The sequence below is a fragment of the Rhodanobacter sp. Root561 genome, from assembly GCF_001427365.1.
Taxonomy (GTDB): domain Bacteria; phylum Pseudomonadota; class Gammaproteobacteria; order Xanthomonadales; family Rhodanobacteraceae; genus Rhodanobacter.
This window is the reverse complement of record NZ_LMGH01000004.1, coordinates 1-16,446: the sequence shown is the minus strand read 5'-3', so window position 1 is coordinate 16,446 and position 16,446 is coordinate 1. Positions and strand designations below refer to the sequence as shown.

12 protein-coding genes, 1 tRNA gene and 1 pseudogene are annotated in these 16,446 nt (G+C 63.5%); all 14 read left to right on the top strand.

Features of this window, described 5'->3' with window-relative positions:
• Nucleotides 1-99 (top strand): annotated as a pseudogene (locus ASD55_RS17985) (elongation factor Tu); the annotation flags it as partial.
• A gap of 106 nt (nt 100-205) precedes the next feature.
• A tRNA-Trp gene (locus ASD55_RS06445) sits at nt 206-281 on the top strand.
• Nucleotides 282-362: 81 nt separating this feature from the next.
• Nucleotides 363-752, top strand: a complete 390-nt coding sequence (gene secE / locus ASD55_RS06440; protein ID WP_056714022.1) for a preprotein translocase subunit SecE — start codon at nt 363-365, stop codon at nt 750-752.
• Between the two features lie 13 nt (nt 753-765).
• Nucleotides 766-1,326 (top strand): transcription termination/antitermination protein NusG, encoded by a 561-nt coding sequence (nusG, locus tag ASD55_RS06435; protein ID WP_007810205.1) that lies wholly within the window; start codon nt 766-768, stop codon nt 1,324-1,326.
• A gap of 311 nt (nt 1,327-1,637) precedes the next feature.
• Complete coding sequence (gene rplK, locus ASD55_RS06430; RefSeq protein ID WP_007810203.1) at nt 1,638-2,066, top strand: 50S ribosomal protein L11; 429 nt, start codon at nt 1,638-1,640, stop codon at nt 2,064-2,066.
• Between the two features lie 3 nt (nt 2,067-2,069).
• Nucleotides 2,070-2,777, top strand: a complete 708-nt coding sequence (gene rplA, locus ASD55_RS06425; protein WP_056714025.1) for a 50S ribosomal protein L1 — start codon at nt 2,070-2,072, stop codon at nt 2,775-2,777.
• A gap of 349 nt (nt 2,778-3,126) precedes the next feature.
• A complete protein-coding gene (gene rplJ / locus ASD55_RS06420) occupies nt 3,127-3,660 on the top strand; it encodes a 50S ribosomal protein L10 (protein WP_007810200.1) in 534 nt (177 codons plus the stop codon).
• A 44-nt stretch (nt 3,661-3,704) separates the two neighbouring features.
• Entirely contained in the window at nt 3,705-4,073 is a 369-nt protein-coding gene (gene rplL, locus ASD55_RS06415) for a 50S ribosomal protein L7/L12 (protein ID WP_007810198.1), read from the top strand.
• A 264-nt stretch (nt 4,074-4,337) separates the two neighbouring features.
• Nucleotides 4,338-8,498 carry a DNA-directed RNA polymerase subunit beta gene (rpoB, locus tag ASD55_RS06410; protein ID WP_056764597.1) on the top strand — a complete coding sequence of 1,387 codons (4,161 nt, stop codon included), beginning with the start codon at nt 4,338-4,340 and terminating at the stop codon, nt 8,496-8,498.
• A gap of 131 nt (nt 8,499-8,629) precedes the next feature.
• The gene (rpoC, locus tag ASD55_RS06405; protein WP_056714031.1) at nt 8,630-12,844 is read left to right on the top strand and encodes a DNA-directed RNA polymerase subunit beta'; all 4,215 of its coding nucleotides are present in this window, start codon (nt 8,630-8,632) and stop codon (nt 12,842-12,844) included.
• A 177-nt stretch (nt 12,845-13,021) separates the two neighbouring features.
• Entirely contained in the window at nt 13,022-13,396 is a 375-nt protein-coding gene (gene rpsL, locus ASD55_RS06400) for a 30S ribosomal protein S12 (protein WP_007810190.1), read from the top strand.
• Between the two features lie 69 nt (nt 13,397-13,465).
• Nucleotides 13,466-13,933 carry a 30S ribosomal protein S7 gene (rpsG, locus tag ASD55_RS06395; protein ID WP_007514548.1) on the top strand — a complete coding sequence of 156 codons (468 nt, stop codon included), beginning with the start codon at nt 13,466-13,468 and terminating at the stop codon, nt 13,931-13,933.
• A gap of 166 nt (nt 13,934-14,099) precedes the next feature.
• Entirely contained in the window at nt 14,100-16,229 is a 2,130-nt protein-coding gene (fusA, locus tag ASD55_RS06390) for an elongation factor G (protein WP_056764596.1), read from the top strand.
• Between the two features lie 120 nt (nt 16,230-16,349).
• Nucleotides 16,350-16,446 (top strand): GTP-binding protein (locus tag ASD55_RS06385; protein WP_038054197.1); only part of this gene is annotated, 97 nt, incomplete at its 3' end.

Genomic DNA, 16,446 nt, shown 5'->3' with positions numbered 1-16,446 from the left:
CTGATCCACCCGATCGCGATGGACGAAGGCCTGCGTTTCGCCATCCGCGAAGGCGGCCGCACCGTCGGCGCCGGCGTGGTGGCCAAGGTCATCAAGTAAAATACATCGGGAGTAGGGAATCGGGAATCGGGAATCGCTGGAGCGAAGCACGACACGCTCCAGATCGGTTACCATTCCCGATTCTCTATTCCCTGTTCCCGTTTTTACGCCAGTAGCTCAATTGGCAGAGCAGCGGTCTCCAAAACCGCAGGTTGGGGGTTCAAGTCCCTCCTGGCGTGCCACTTCACCGAGGATCGAGACGGATGGTGGTGGCAGGGTCGGCCGCAAGGCACGGCATGCTGCTGACACCCGGTCACTAGTGCATGAATACCAAGGTAGAACAGCCCAAGGGCACGAACGCCGCCGACATCGGCAAGCTGGTACTGGCGGTGCTGGTGCTGGCTGCCGGTATCTTTGCCTATTCCTGGTTCGGTCGGGACGGCAGCATTTCCTCATCGGTGCGTCTGCTTGGCGTGCTCGCGGCGCTGGTCGTGGCGATGGCAATTGCGGCCTTTACCGCACTGGGGCGGCGGGTTCGGAACTTCATTGCCGAATCGCAGTTCGAGATGCGCAAGGTCGTTTGGCCGACCCGCGACGAGACGATCAAGACGACGGGCATCATCATCGTGGTGGTGATCGTCCTGTCGCTGCTGCTCGGTCTGATCGACCTGATCCTGAAGTCGGTCATTCTGGACTGGCTGCTGAAGCTGTAAGCCTGAGGTGAGCATGAGCAAGCGCTGGTATGTGGTACACGCCTATTCGGGCTTCGAAAATCAGGTGAAACGGTCGCTCGAGGAGCGCATCAAGCGCGCCGAGATGGAAGAGCGGTTCGGTGAGGTTCTGGTGCCGACCGAAGAAGTGATCGAGATGCGCGGCGGCCAGAAACGGCGCAGCGATCGCAAGTTCTTTCCCGGTTACGTGCTGGTCCAGATCGAGACGAACACCGAAGGCAAGTCGCCGCGCATCGACGACGAGTGCTGGCACCTGATCAAGGAAACCCCCAAGGTGATGGGCTTCATCGGCGGTACCGCCGATCGTCCGCTGCCGATCCGGGACAGCGAGGCCGATGCCATCCTCAGCCGCGTGCGCGAAGGCGTCGAGAAGCCCAGGCCCAAGGTGCTGTTCGAGCCGGGCGAGATGGTGCGCGTCACCGAAGGCCCGTTCAACGATTTCAACGGCGTGGTCGAGGAAGTCAACTACGAGAAGAGTCGCCTGCGCGTCGCGGTGCTGATCTTCGGTCGCTCGACCCCCGTCGAACTGGAATTCGGTCAGGTCGAGAAAGCCTGAGTCAGGGCGCAGTCCGACGGGGCGACTCCCGCTCGGCACCTTCGCCCTCTCCCCCGCCTGCGGGAGAGAGTTGGAGAGGGGGAAACCCCCGCCTGACCAGCTTCACCCGCTCTTGATTCACGCCCTGATGCCCCCGCTGGCACGGGGCTTGCTGATGATTCGCTAAATCTCTATACTGCGCGGTTCACGCGGGGTCTTTTTGGCCCGGCGTGTCCGCGTTTTCGGATCCGCAAGAGGCGGATCTTCCTTCCATCCACGGATCGGTGAACAGCGAGGAGCCGCAAGGCGCCTGGACTCGCGAGGAAAATCCCATGGCAAAGAAAGTTGTCGGTTACATCAAGCTGCAGGTCAAGGCCGGTCAGGCCAACCCCTCGCCGCCGGTCGGTCCCGCCCTCGGTCAGCGCGGCCTGAACATCATGGAATTCTGCAAGGCCTTCAATGCCGCCACGCAGAAGCTGGAGCCGGGTCTGCCGATCCCGTGCATCATCACGGCGTATTCCGACCGCAGTTTCACCTTCATTACCAAGACCCCGCCGGCCACGATTCTTCTGAAGAAGATCACCAGCACCGCGAAGGGTTCGTCCAAGCCGAACACCGACAAGGTGGGCAAGGTCACCCGCAAGCAGCTGGAAGACGTGGCAAAGCAGAAGGAGCCGGATCTGACGGCTGCCGATCTCGACGCCGCGGTGCGCACCATTGCCGGTAGCGCCCGCAGCATGGGCCTTGTGGTGGAGGGTTAAGACATGGCAAAGCTCACGAAGCGTATGAAGGCGGCTCAGGCCGCGGTGCAGCCGGGCAAGTTCTATGGCCTGGAAGAAGCGCTGAAGATCATCAAGGACAACGCCAAGGCGAAGTTCGCCGAGTCGGTGGACGTGGCGGTGCGTCTGGGCATCGACGCCAAGAAGTCGGACCAGGGCGTGCGTGGTTCCTCGCTGCTGCCGCATGGCACCGGCAAGACCGTCAAGGTTGCCGTGTTCTGCCCGCCGGGCGAAAAGGCCGAGGCTGCCAAGGCCGCCGGTGCCGACGCCGTCGGCATGGACGACCTGGCCGAGCGCATGCAGGCCGGTGATCTCGACTTCGGTCGCGTGATCGCCACGCCGGACGCGATGCGCGTGGTCGGCAAGCTCGGCCAGCTGCTCGGCCCGCGCGGCCTGATGCCGAACCCGAAGGACGGCTCGGTCACCGCCGACGTCGCCACCGCGGTGACCAATGCTAAGGCCGGCCAGGTGAAGTTCCGCAACGACAAGGCGGGCATCATCCACGCCACCATCGGCAAGGCCAGCTTCGATCCGGCACAGCTGGCGGACAATCTGAACACGCTGATCGGCGATGTGGTCAAGGCCAAGCCGTCCACCGCCAAGGGCGTGTTCCTGCAGAAAGTGGCCTTGTCCAGCACGATGGGCGTCGGCGTTGCCGTCGATACCTCGTCGCTGACCCTGTCCGCCAAGTAAGACTCAAGTCCCGCGGCGCCTGATTCGGGCGGCGCGGGCAGTTTTTGAGGGCAGTTCCGGCCTGCTGCATGGGGCGGGACCGCTGTCAAAGACCGCAGGCGCAACCAGCGCGCGACGACGACGGGCAGGGAGCTCGGTGACGGCAGGGAATCGCCGGCGTCGCCAACGGGGTTGCTTAATCGGGTTCCTGCGAATCCGGCCTGCGCAGATGGTGCTGCCCCTTCTGGAATCGTTCGACTTCTGGAAAGGCCAACACCCGGGACACCGCAATGTCCCCGACGTCACGGATGGCGTCGCCCAGGACCGCAAGCGGCAGGAGCCGTGAGCGGAGTTCATTTGGAGGAGTGCAATGGCTCTCAATCTGTCACAGAAGAAAGAAGTAGTCGCCGAACTGGCAGACGTTGCTTCGAAGGCTCACTCCCTGGTTGCTGCCGAGTATGCGGGCACCACGGTCGCTCAGATGACCGCGATGCGCAAGAAGGCCCGCGAATCCGGTGTGTACTTGCGAGTTGTCAAGAACACGCTGGCGTCGCGCGCCGTGGCCGGTACCGAATTCGAGGTCGTCAAGGACGTCCTGGTCGGTCCGCTGCTGTACGCATTCTCGACCGAAGAACCCGGCGCTGCCGGGCGTCTGATCCAGGAATTTGCCAAGGGCAACGACAAGCTGAAGGCGAAGCTCGTCTCGGTGGAAGGCAAGCTGCTGCCGGCGTCGCACGTCGACGTGCTGGCCGCGTTGCCGACCCGCGAACAGGCGCTGGCCATGCTGGCCCGCGTGCTGGCCGAACCGGCCACCATGTTCGCGCGCGTCGTCAAGGCCGTCGCCGATCAGCAGGGTGGTGGCGAAGTCGCCGCCGAAGCCCCGGCTGAAGCCGAACCCGCCTAAGTTCATCGTCTATCAATCCGAATCTATTTCCAGAGGTAAATGCAATGTCCCTGACCAACGAACAGATCGTTGAAGCCGTCGCCGCCAAGTCGCTGATGGAAGTGATGGACCTGGTGAAGGCCATCGAAGAGAAGTTTGGCGTGACCGCCGCTGCCCCCGTTGCCGTGGCCGGCCCGGCCGCTGCTGCTCCGGTTGCCGAAGCGCAGACCGAGTTCGACGTGATCCTGAAGAACGCCGGCGCCAAGAAGGTCGACGTGATCAAGGCTGTCCGCGCGATTACCGGCCTGGGCCTGAAGGAAGCCAAGGACCTCACCGAGGCCGGCGGCGTCCTGAAGGAAGCCGTGTCCAAGGAAGACGCCGAGAAGTTCAAGAAGGACCTCGAAGCTGCCGGCGCTACCGTCGAATTGAAGTAATCGGCGTTTGTACGCCGCTGCTTCGACTTGATGTCAAAGCAAGCCTGGGAGCGAAAGCTCCCGGGCTTTGCCCGTTTGAACGGGAATGGGGAATGGAGAATCGGGAATTGTTGAAGAAAGCGCGCGCTCCGCTTTGACGATTCCCGATTCTCGATTCCCAAATCCCCGCCCCGGATGGCCTTGGCCATCCGGCAAAGACAAGATTTTTTCATTCAGCCGGTGTGTGCACCACCGGCGTCACTGCGAACCGAGGCGCTACCGATCATGGCCTACTCGTTTACCGAGAAGAAACGCATCCGCAAGGACTTTGGCAAGCGTCCGCCCGTACTGGGCGTGCCAAACCTGCTGACCATCCAGACTGATTCCTATCGGGAGTTCCTGCAGGAGCATGTTGCGCCGAAACAGCGTGGCGAGAAGGGTCTGCATGCCGCGTTGAAGTCGGTGTTCCCGATTTCCAGCTATTCGGGCAATGCCGCACTCGAGTATGTCGACTACCGCCTCGGCGAGCCGGCGTTCGACGAGCGCGAGTGCCGCAACCGCGGCATGACCTACGGTGCGCCGCTGCGCACCACCGTGCGCCTGGTCATCTATGACAAGGACAGCCCGGCTTCGAAGAAGGTGGTCAAGTACATCAAGGAGCAGGAGGTCTACATGGGCGAGATTCCGCTCATGACCGACACCGGCACCTTCATCATCAACGGCACCGAGCGCGTGATCGTCTCGCAGCTGCATCGTTCGCCGGGCGTGTTCTTCGACCACGACCGCGGCAAGACGCACAGCTCGGGCAAGCTGCTGTTCTCCGCCCGCGTGATCCCCTACCGTGGTTCGTGGCTGGACTTCGAGTTCGATCCGAAGGATGCGCTGTTCACCCGCATCGATCGTCGCCGCAAGTTGCCGGTGACGGTGCTGCTGCGCGCGCTCGGCTACAACAACGAAGAAATGCTCGCCACGTTCTTCGAGCACAACGTGTTCCACCTGGGCAAGAAGGGCGGCACCACGCTGGAGCTCGTCGCCGAGCGCCTGCGCGGCGAGACGCTGTCCTTCGACCTGGCGATCGGCGGCAAGGTGCTGGTGGAAGCCGGCAAGCGCATCACCGCGCGCCACGTGCGTCAGCTGGCCGCGGAGAACATCACCGCGCTGGAAGTGCCGGATGACTACCCGGTCGGCCGCATCGTGGCCACCGACATCGTCGACGCCAAGACCGGCGAGCTGCTGGCCTCGGCCAACGACGAGATCACCGCCGAGCAGATGGAAGCGTTCCGCAAGGCCGGCATCGAGACCGTGCCGACGCTGTACGTCAACGACCTGGATCGCGGCGCCTACATCTCGCACACCCTGCGCATCGACAACACCAAGACGCCGCTGGAGGCGCTGGTGGAAATCTATCGCATGATGCGTCCGGGCGAGCCGCCGACCAAGGATGCCGCGCAGAACCTGTTCTTCAACCTGTTCTTCACCTTCGATCGCTACGACTTGTCGGCCGTGGGCCGGATGAAGTTCAACCGTCGCGTGGGCCGCAAGGAAATCCTCGGTCCGGGCGTGCTGTACGACCACAAGTACTTCAGCGAGCGCAAGGAAGACGAGTCGCAGCGCCTGGTCGCCGAGCAGGGTGAGAGCTCCGACATCCTCGACGTGCTGAAGGTGCTGATCGACATCAAGAACGGTCACGGCACCGTCGACGACATCGACCACCTGGGCAACCGCCGCGTGCGTTCGGTCGGCGAAATGGCCGAGAACACCTTCCGCATCGGCCTGGTCCGTGTGGAGCGTGCGGTGCGCGAGCGCCTGTCGCTGGCCGAGGCCGATGGCCTGACCCCGCAGGACCTGATCAACGCCAAGCCGGTGGCGGCCGCGGTGAAGGAGTTCTTCGGCTCCTCGCAGTTGTCCCAGTTCATGGATCAGAACAACCCGCTGTCGGAAGTGACGCACAAGCGCCGCGTCTCCGCGCTCGGGCCGGGCGGCCTGACCCGCGAACGCGCCGGCTTCGAAGTGCGCGACGTGCATCCGACCCATTACGGCCGCGTCTGCACCATCGAAACGCCGGAAGGCCCGAACATCGGCCTGATCAACTCGCTGGCCGTGTATGCCCGCACCAATTCGTATGGCTTCCTCGAGACGCCGTACCGCAAGGTCGCGGGTGGCAAGGTGACCGACAAGGTCGACTACCTGTCGGCGATCGAGGAAGGCGATCACGTGATCGCCCAGGCGAACTCGCCGCTGGACAAGCACGGTGCCTTCATCGAGGACTTCGTGTCCTGCCGTTTCCGTGGCGAATCCGAGCTGCGTCCGGCCGCTGAAGTCGACTACATGGACGTCTCGCCGATGCAGACCGTGTCGGTCGCCGCGGCCCTGGTGCCGTTCCTGGAGCACGACGACGCGAACCGCGCACTGATGGGCGCGAACATGCAGCGTCAGGCCGTGCCGACCCTGCGCTCGCAGACCCCGCTGGTGGGCACCGGCATCGAGCGCGCCGTGGCGCGCGACTCGGGTGTCATCGTCTCCGCCAAGCGCGGCGGCGTGATCGACCAGGTCGATGCGGCCCGTATCGTGGTGCGCGTCAACGAGGAAGAGGTTGGCGACAACGACGCCGGCGTCGACATCTACACGCTGACCAAGTACACCCGTTCCAACCAGAACACCAACCTGAACCAGCGTCCGCTGGTGAACGTGGGTGACGTGGTGGCGAAGGGCGACACGCTGGCCGATGGTTCGTCGACCGACCTGGGCGAGCTTGCGCTCGGCCAGAACATGCTGATCGCGTTCATGCCGTGGAACGGCTACAACTTCGAAGACTCGATCCTGCTGTCCGAGCGCGTCGTGCAGGAAGACCGCTACACCTCGATCCACATCGAGGAGCTGTCCTGCATCGCGCGCGACACCAAGCTGGGTGCCGAGGAAATCACCGCCGACATCCCGAACGTGGGCGAGCAGGCGCTGGCGCGCCTGGACGAGAGCGGCATCGTGTACATCGGTGCCGAGGTGAAAGCTGGTGACATCATGGTCGGCAAGGTCACGCCGAAGGGCGAAAGCCAGCTGACCCCGGAAGAGAAGCTGCTGCGCGCGATCTTCGGCGAGAAGGCGTCCGACGTGAAGGACTCGTCCTTGCGCGTGCCGCCGGGCATGGACGGCACCGTCATCGACGTGCAGGTCTTTACCCGCGACGGCATCGAGAAGGACAAGCGCGCCAAGCAGATCGAGGAAACCGAGGTCAAGCGGATCCGCAAGGATCTGGACGACCAGTTCCGCATCCTCGAAGGCGCGATCTACAGCCGCATGCGCACCCAGTTGCTCGGCAAGTCCGCGATGAGCGGCCCGGGTGGCCTGAAGCGTGGCACCGAGATCACCGACGCCTACCTGGATGGCCTTAAGAAGGACGACTGGTTCAAGATCAACGTCAAGGACGAGGACGTCACCGAATTCCTCGAGCGTGCCGCTGACCAGATCAAGCGTCACCGGGAAGAGTTCGACAAGCGCTTCAAGGAGAAGCAGGGCAAGATCACCCAGGGCGACGACCTCGCGCCGGGCGTGCTGAAGATGGTCAAGGTGTTCCTGGCCGTGAAGCGCCGCATCCAGCCGGGCGACAAGATGGCCGGTCGCCACGGCAACAAGGGCGTGGTGTCGAACGTGGTGCCGGTGGAAGACATGCCGTATTCCGCCGACGGCGTGCCGGTCGACATCGTGCTGAACCCGCTGGGCGTGCCGTCGCGCATGAACATCGGGCAGATTCTGGAAGTGCATCTGGGCTGGGCCGCCAAGGGCTTGGGCAAGAAGATCCAGAAGATGCTCGAAGCGCAGGAGAAGGTCGCCAAGATCCGCGAGTTCCTCGACCAGATCTACAACACCCATGTGGCCGGTGCCGTGCAGCACGTCGACCTGAAGTCGCTCACCGACAAGGAGATCTTCACGCTCGCCACCAACCTGCAGGAAGGCGTGCCGATGGCGACGCCGGTGTTCGACGGTGCCGAAGAGACCGAGATCAAGGCGATGCTGAAGCTGGCGGATCTGCCCGAATCGGGCCAGACCACGCTGTACGACGGCCGCACCGGCGAGGCGTTCGATCGCCCGGTCACCGTGGGCTACATGCATTACCTGAAGCTCAACCACCTGGTTGACGACAAGATGCATGCGCGCTCCACCGGTCCGTATTCGCTGGTCACCCAGCAGCCGCTGGGCGGCAAGGCGCAGTTCGGTGGCCAGCGCTTCGGCGAAATGGAAGTCTGGGCGCTGGAAGCCTACGGCGCGGCTTACACCCTGCAGGAAATGCTGACGGTGAAATCCGACGACGTGCAGGGCCGCAACCAGATGTACAAGAACATCGTCGACGGCAACCACGAGATGTCCGCGGGCATGCCGGAGTCCTTCAACGTGCTGGTGAAGGAAATCCGCTCGCTCGCCATCAACATCGATCTGGAAGAGGTCAAGTGACTGGCGGGATTCGGGCATCGGGATTCGGGAATTGCAAAGGCAAACCCGGCTCCCGGTCCCGGATCCGGCGAACCTGATCCTGTTCGAACCGCGGACCTCGACCCAAGAATTTGCTCCGACCGGAGATTCAAATGAAAGACTTGCTCAACCTCTTCAACCAGCAGCGCGCGACGCCCGACTTCGACGCGATCAAGATCGCGCTCGCGTCGCCGGAGCTGATCCGCTCGTGGTCGTACGGCGAAGTGAAGAAGCCGGAAACCATCAACTACCGCACGTTCAAGCCGGAGCGTGACGGCCTGTTCTGCGCCGCGATCTTCGGACCGGTGAAGGACTACGAGTGCCTGTGCGGCAAGTACAAGCGCATGAAGCATCGTGGCGTGGTCTGCGAGAAGTGCGGCACCGAAGTGACGCTGGCCAAGGTGCGCCGCGAGCGCATGGGTCACATCGAGCTGGCCAGCCCGACCGCGCACATCTGGTTCCTGAAGTCGCTGCCCTCGCGCATCGGCCTGATGCTGGACATGACCCTGCGTGACATCGAGCGCATCCTGTACTTCGAGGCCTTCGTGGTGATCGATGCAGGCATGACCGCGCTTGAGCGCGGCCAGTTGCTCAGCGAAGACCAGTACCTCGAAGCCACCGAAGAGCACGGCGACGAGTTCGATGCGCGCATGGGTGCCGAGGCGGTGTTCCACCTGCTGAAGTCGCTGGACCTGCCGGGCGAAGTCATCCGCCTGAAGGAAGAGATCACCTCCACCAATTCCGAGACCAAGCTGAAGCGCCTCACCAAGCGCGTGAAGCTGATCGAGGCGTTCCTGGAATCCGGCAACAAGCCGGAGTGGATGGTGTTGACCGTGCTGCCCGTGCTGCCGCCGGACCTGCGTCCGCTGGTGCCGCTGGATGGTGGCCGTTTCGCGACCTCCGACCTGAACGACCTGTATCGTCGCGTGATCAACCGCAACAACCGCCTGAAGCGGCTGCTCGAACTCAATGCGCCGGACATCATCGTGCGCAACGAGAAGCGCATGCTGCAGGAATCGGTCGATGCGCTGCTCGACAACGGTCGCCGCGGCCGTGCCATCACCGGCACCAACAAGCGTGCGCTGAAGTCGCTCGCCGACATGATCAAGGGCAAGCAGGGCCGCTTCCGCCAAAACCTGCTCGGCAAGCGCGTGGACTACTCCGGTCGCTCGGTGATCGTGGTCGGTCCGACTCTGCGCCTGCACCAGTGCGGCCTGCCCAAGAAGATGGCGCTTGAGCTGTTCAAGCCGTTCATCTTCGCCAAGCTGCAGGCGCGTGGCGAAGCCACCACCATCAAGGCGGCCAAGAAGCTGGTCGAGCGCGAGGAAGCCCAGGTCTGGGACATCCTCGAAGAGGTGATCCGCGAACATCCGGTCATGCTGAACCGCGCGCCGACCCTGCATCGCCTCGGCATCCAGGCGTTCGAGCCGAAGCTGATCGAAGGCAAGGCGATCCAGCTGCATCCGCTGGTGTGTACCGCGTTCAACGCCGACTTCGACGGCGACCAGATGGCCGTCCATGTGCCGCTGTCGATCGAGGCGCAGCTGGAAGCGCGCACCTTGATGATGTCGACCAACAACATCCTGTCGCCCGCCAACGGCGAGCCGATCATCGTGCCGACGCAGGACGTGGTGCTGGGTCTGTATTACCTGACCCGTGAGCTGATCAACGCCAAGGGCACCGGCATGGTGTTCTCCGGCATCGGCGAGGCGCGTCGTGCGTACGACAACCGCGCGGTGGAGTTGCACGCCAAGGTCAAGGTGCGCATGAAGCTGGTGCACATCGCCGAAGACGGCACTCGCACGCAGCAGACCCGGATCGTCGACACGACGGTGGGTCGTGCGCTGCTGGCCGAAATCATGCCCGAAGGCCTGCCGTTCGAGCTGGCCAACACCGAGCTGACCAAGAAGAACATCTCGCGCCTGATCAACTCCAGCTACCGTCTGCTGGGCCTGAAGGACACGGTCGTGTTCGCCGATCAGCTGATGTACGCCGGCTATCGCTACGCGACCCGTTCGGGCATCTCGATCGGCATCGACGACATGCTGATCCCGGACGAGAAGAAGCCGATCCTGGAAGAAGCCGAGAAGGAAGTCGTCGAGATCCAGCAGCAGTACCAGTCGGGTCTGGTCACCGCCGGCGAGCGCTACAACAAGGTGGTCGACATCTGGTCGCGCACCAGCGAACTGGTCGCCAAGGCGATGATCGACGGCATCGGCACCGAGAAGGTGAAGGATGCCGATGGTAAGATGGTCAACCAGAAGTCGATGAACTCGCTGTACATCATGGCCGACTCCGGCGCCCGTGGTTCGGTGGCGCAGATTCGCCAGCTGGCCGGCATGCGCGGCCTGATGGCCCGTCCGGATGGCTCGATCATCGAGACCCCGATCAAGGCCAACTTCCGCGAAGGCCTGAATGTGCTGCAGTACTTCAACTCGACCCACGGCGCTCGAAAGGGCCTGGCGGATACCGCGTTGAAGACGGCGAACTCCGGTTACCTGACCCGTCGCCTGGTCGACGTGGCGCAGGACGTGGTCATCACCATGGATGACTGCGGCACTGAGGACGGCATCATCATGCAGCCGATCGTCGAAGGCGGCGATGTGGTCGAGCCGTTGCGCGAGCGCGTGCTGGGTCGCGTGGTGGTCGAGGACGTCTACGCCCCCGGCGACGACGACCAGCCGATCGTCACCCGCGACACCCTGCTCAACGAGGCCCTGGTCGAGAAGCTCGACAAGGCCGGCGTGCAGCTGATCAAGGTGCGTTCGCCGATCACCTGCGAAGCCGAGCATGGCGTGTGCAAGCTGTGCTACGGCCGCGACCTGGCCCGTGGCCATCTGGTCAACATGGGTGAAGCCGTGGGCGTGGTGGCTGCGCAGTCGATCGGCGAGCCCGGCACCCAGCTGACCATGCGTACCTTCCACATCGGCGGCGCGGCTTCGCGTGCAGCGGCGGTGGACAACGTGACGGTGAAGACCACCGGCTCGCTGAAGTACAACAACCTGAAGTCGGTGCAGCACAAGGCCGGCCACCTGGTCGCGGTGTCGCGTTCGGGCGAACTGAGCGTGATCGACGCCAGCGGCCGCGAGCGCGAGCGCTACAAGGTGCCGTACGGCGCCACCATCGCGGTCAAGGACGGTGCGGCGGTCAAGCCCGGCCAGACCGTGGCCAACTGGGACCCGCATACCCATCCGATCGTCACCGAGGTGGCTGGCGTGGTGCGTTTCATCGACTTCCTCGATGGCGTCACCGTGCAGAGCCAGACCGACGAGCTGACCGGCCTGGAGTCGGCGGTGGTGACCGATCCGAAGCGCCGCGGCGCGCAGGCGAAGGACCTGCGTCCGATCGTGCGCCTGGAAGATGCCAAGGGCCGCGAGCTGAAGCTGCCGGGCACCGACATCGCCGCGCAGTACTTCCTGCCGGCCGGTGCGATCGTGTCGATCCAGAACGGTGCCGAAGTGGGCGTGGGCGACGTGGTGGCCCGTATCCCGCAGGAATCGTCGAAGACCCGCGACATCACCGGTGGTCTGCCCCGCGTGGCCGACCTGTTCGAGGCACGCAAGCCGAAGGAGCCGGCGATCCTGGCCGAGCGTTCGGGCATCATCAGCTTCGGCAAGGACACCAAGGGCAAGCAGCGCCTGGTCATCAAGGACGTCGACGGCAACGAGCACGAAGAGCTGATTCCGAAATGGCGCCAGGTCATCGTGTTCGAAGGCGAGCATGTGGAGAAGGGCGAAACCGTCGTCGACGGCGAGCCGAGCCCGCATGACATCCTGCGCCTGCTGGGCGTGGAGCCGCTGGCCTCGTACCTGGTCAAGGAAATCCAGGACGTGTACCGCCTGCAGGGCGTGAAGATCAACGACAAGCACATCGAAGCGATCATTCGCCAGATGCTGCGCAAGGTCGAGATCGTCGAGCCGGGTGACAGTCATTACCTGCGCGGCGAGCAGATCGAGCGTGTGCGGATCAATGGCGAAAACGATCGTGCCGAAAGCAAGGGCGAGCGTCCGGCGCAGTATCAGTCGATCCTGCTGGGCATCACCAAGGCCTCGCTGGCGACCGAGTCGTTCATCTCGGCGGCTTCGTTCCAGGAAACCACCCGCGTCCTTACCGAGGCGGCGGTTCGTGGCACACGCGATACCTTGCGTGGCCTGAAGGAAAATGTTATTGTCGGCCGTCTAATTCCGGCAGGTACAGGCTTGGCGTACCACGCATCGCGTCGTCGCCAGGGCGGTTTGTCCGCCTCGGATCTGGAAACTCTCTCCAGCGCCACGCCTGCAGCTTCGTTCGCCGAGGCTCCGGTCGGTAGTGAAAACGGTGTCGAGTAAGCCCGTTAGGGGTATTGCTCGCTGACATACGAAATGAGGTGCATGGACGCACCTCGTGTTCGGGTCCAGGACGACTGAGCGTTGGCTTGCCTATGGCAGGCTGCTCATGTTAAATTCCCGCTTCTTGGCAGACCGAGCTTGATCGGGCTGCCTTTATGTTTTCAGGAACAGCTACGCATGACGACAGTCAATCAGTTGGTGCGCAAATCGCGCAGCCCCAAGACCTACAAGAGCGGGTCGCCGGCCCTGCAGAGCAGCCCGCAGCGTCGTGGTGTCTGCACTCGCGTCTACACGACCACCCCGAAAAAGCCGAACTCGGCGTTGCGCAAGGTTGCCAAGGTGCGCCTGACCAACGGTTTCGAGGTCATCAGTTACATCGGTGGCGAAGGTCACAACCTGCAGGAGCACTCGGTGGTGCTGATCCGCGGCGGTCGCGTCAAGGACCTGCCCGGTGTGCGTTACCACACGGTGCGCGGCAGCCTGGACTGCGCCGGTGTCACCAAGCGTCGTCAGTCGCGCTCGAAGTACGGCGCCAAGCGCCCGAAGAAGTAATGTCGCGCGGCCCTCGCTGGCCGCTTTACAGGCGGGCAGGAATGTCCGCGAAAATAACGGACAACAAACATGTCGCGTAAAGGTTCACATCCCGCCCGTCTGGTTCTGCCGGATCCCAAGCATGGCAGCCAGCTGATCGCCCGTTTCATCAACATGGTGATGAAGAGCGGCAAGAAGTCGGTCGCCGAGAGCATCGTCTACGGTGCCCTGCAGCACATTGGCGAAAAGAACGCCGAGCCGGTGGCTCTGGTCGAGAAGGCGCTGAACAACATCGCTCCGGCGGTCGAGGTGAAGTCCCGCCGTGTCGGCGGCGCCACCTACCAGGTGCCGGTCGAAGTGCGTCCGGGTCGCCGCATGGCGCTGGCGATGCGTTGGGTCATCGACGCGGCGCGCAAGCGCGGCGAGACCTCGATGCCGCGCAAGCTGGCTGCCGAGCTGCTGGAAGCCTCCGAGAGCCGCGGCGGCGCCGCCAAGAAGCGTGAAGAAACGCACCGCATGGCCGAGGCCAACAAGGCCTTCTCGCACTACCGCTGGTAAGTGCGGTTTCCGTGCCGCCCTCATCGGCGGCACGAGTCGGCTGATGGCTCTTCGCCTCGCCGATGGCGGAAAAAGGATCCGGCGCCCATGCCGGACTTTTCATAAAAGCTGCAGCCGGATGGCTGCGCGAATCCTGGGCAGGATCGCCCGATACAGGTAGATATCCATGGCACGTACCACTCCCCTCGCGCGCTATCGCAACTTCGGCATCATGGCGCACATCGATGCCGGCAAGACCACCACGACCGAGCGCATCCTGTTCTACACCGGTGTCAGCCACAAGATTGGCGAGGTGCATGACGGTGCGGCCACGATGGACTGGATGGAGCAGGAGCAGGAGCGTGGCATCACCATTACGTCGGCGGCAACGACGGCGTTCTGGAAGGGCATGGACGGCTCCATGGAACAGCACCGCTTCAACATCATCGACACCCCGGGACACGTCGACTTCACCATCGAGGTGGAGCGTTCGCTGCGCGTGCTCGACGGCGCGGTGTTCGTGCTGTGTGCGGTCGGTGGCGTGCAGCCGCAGTCCGAAACGGTATGGCGCCAGGCCAACAAGTACCGGGTGCCGCGTCTTGCGTTCGTCAACAAGATGGACCGCACCGGCGCCAACTTCGACAAGGTCGTCAGCCAGCTGAAGGCTCGCCTGGGCGCGCATCCGGTGCCGATGCAGGTGCCGATCGGTGCCGAAGACGGTTTCGAGGGCGTGGTCGACCTGCTGAAGATGAAGGCGATCATCTGGGACATGGAATCCCAGGGCATGAAGTTCGAGTACCGCGACATCCCGGCGGACCTGGTCGACGTTGCCACCGAGGCGCATGCGTTCATGGTCGAGTCGGCGGCGGAAGCCACCGAAGAGCTGATGAACAAGTACCTGGAAGGCGGCGACCTGTCCGAGGCCGAAGTCATCGCCGGTCTGCGCCAGCGCACGCTGGCCAACGAGATCATCCCGGTGTTCTGCGGTACCGCGTTCAAGAACAAGGGCGTCCAGGCGATGCTCGACGCGGTGGTGCAGCTGCTGCCGTCGCCCGCCGACCGCCCGCCGGTGGCCGGCATCGACGAGGACGACAACGAGGCCAGCCGTCCCGCGGACGACAAGGCGCCGTTCTCCGCGCTGGCATTCAAGATCATGACCGACCCGTTTGTGGGTTCGCTGACCTTCTTCCGTGTCTACTCGGGCACGTTGAACTCCGGCGATGCCGTGTACAACCCGGTCAAGAGCAAGAAGGAGCGCGTGGGCCGCATCCTGCAGATGCACGCCAACGAGCGTCACGAACTGAAGGAAGTGTGTGCTGGCGACATCGCCGCCGCGGTTGGCCTGAAGGACGTGACGACCGGTGACACGCTGTGCTCGCAGGAACACATCATCACCCTGGAGCGGATGTCGTTCCCGGAGCCGGTGATCTCGATGGCGGTCGAGCCGAAGACCAAGTCGGACCAGGAAAAGATGGGCATCGCCCTCGGCCGTCTGGCCGCGGAAGATCCGTCGTTCCGCGTGCGTACCGACGAGGAATCGGGCCAGACCATCATCTCCGGCATGGGCGAGCTGCACCTGGACATCCTGGTCGACCGCATGCGCCGCGAGTTCAACGTCGAGGCGAACGTCGGCAAGCCGCAGGTGGCCTACCGCGAAACGATCCGCCTGGCGGACGTGAAGTCGGACTACAAGCACGCCAAGCAGTCGGGCGGCAAGGGCCAGTACGGTCACGTCGTGATCGAGATGTCGCCGATCAGCGAAGCGGATCGCGCGGACGAGAAGATCGCCGCGCTGATCAAGGACGACTTCCTGTTCATCAACGACATCACCGGTGGCGTGATTCCGAAGGAATTCATCCCGTCGGTCGAAAAGGGTCTGCGCGAGACGATCACCAGCGGTCCGCTGGCCGGCTTCCCGGTGGTGAACGTGAAGGCCAAGCTGGTCTTCGGTTCCTACCATGACGTCGACTCCTCGGAAATGGCGTTCAAGCTCGCTGCGTCGATGGCGTTCAAGCAGGGCTTCAACAAGGCCAGCCCGGTGCTGCTCGAGCCGATCATGAAGGTCGAGATCGTCACCCCCGAGGACTACATGGGCGACGTGATGGGCGACATCAGCAAGCGTCGCGGCATGCTCACCGGCCAGGAAGATACGCCATCGGGCAAGACCATCAACGCCGAAGTGCCGCTGGGTGAAATGTTCGGTTACGCGACCACGATTCGTTCGCTGACGCAGGGCCGAGCCACCTTCACCATGGAATTCGATCACTACGCCGAGGCGCCGACCAACGTCGCCGAACAGGTGATGAAGAAGGCGTAAGCCGTGCGATCTTCTTGATCGCGTTAGCAGGGATCAAGGCGCGGCACTCGTGTCGTCGCCTCCAACGGCGCCCCTTCGTGGACGCATTATCAAATTCAAGTTATCTCAGAGGTTTGAGTCATGGCAAAGGGTAAATTCGAACGCACCAAGCCGCACGTCAACGTCGGCACGATTGGTCACGTGGACCACGGCAAGACGACGCTGACGGCCGCACTGA

What these genes read in the sequence shown, in the direction of transcription:
- rplK (WP_007810203.1), top strand. Translation starts at nt 1,638, where the DNA reads ATGGCAAAGAAAGTTGTCGGTTACATCAAGCTGCAGGTCAAGGCCGGT.
- secE (WP_056714022.1), top strand. Translation starts at nt 363, where the DNA reads ATGAATACCAAGGTAGAACAGCCCAAGGGCACGAACGCCGCCGACATC.
- rpsL (WP_007810190.1), top strand. Translation starts at nt 13,022, where the DNA reads ATGACGACAGTCAATCAGTTGGTGCGCAAATCGCGCAGCCCCAAGACC.
- rpoB (WP_056764597.1), top strand. Translation starts at nt 4,338, where the DNA reads ATGGCCTACTCGTTTACCGAGAAGAAACGCATCCGCAAGGACTTTGGC.
- fusA (WP_056764596.1), top strand. Translation starts at nt 14,100, where the DNA reads ATGGCACGTACCACTCCCCTCGCGCGCTATCGCAACTTCGGCATCATG.
- rplL (WP_007810198.1), top strand. Translation starts at nt 3,705, where the DNA reads ATGTCCCTGACCAACGAACAGATCGTTGAAGCCGTCGCCGCCAAGTCG.
- rpoC (WP_056714031.1), top strand. Translation starts at nt 8,630, where the DNA reads ATGAAAGACTTGCTCAACCTCTTCAACCAGCAGCGCGCGACGCCCGAC.
- rplJ (WP_007810200.1), top strand. Translation starts at nt 3,127, where the DNA reads ATGGCTCTCAATCTGTCACAGAAGAAAGAAGTAGTCGCCGAACTGGCA.
- rpsG (WP_007514548.1), top strand. Translation starts at nt 13,466, where the DNA reads ATGTCGCGTAAAGGTTCACATCCCGCCCGTCTGGTTCTGCCGGATCCC.
- rplA (WP_056714025.1), top strand. Translation starts at nt 2,070, where the DNA reads ATGGCAAAGCTCACGAAGCGTATGAAGGCGGCTCAGGCCGCGGTGCAG.
- nusG (WP_007810205.1), top strand. Translation starts at nt 766, where the DNA reads ATGAGCAAGCGCTGGTATGTGGTACACGCCTATTCGGGCTTCGAAAAT.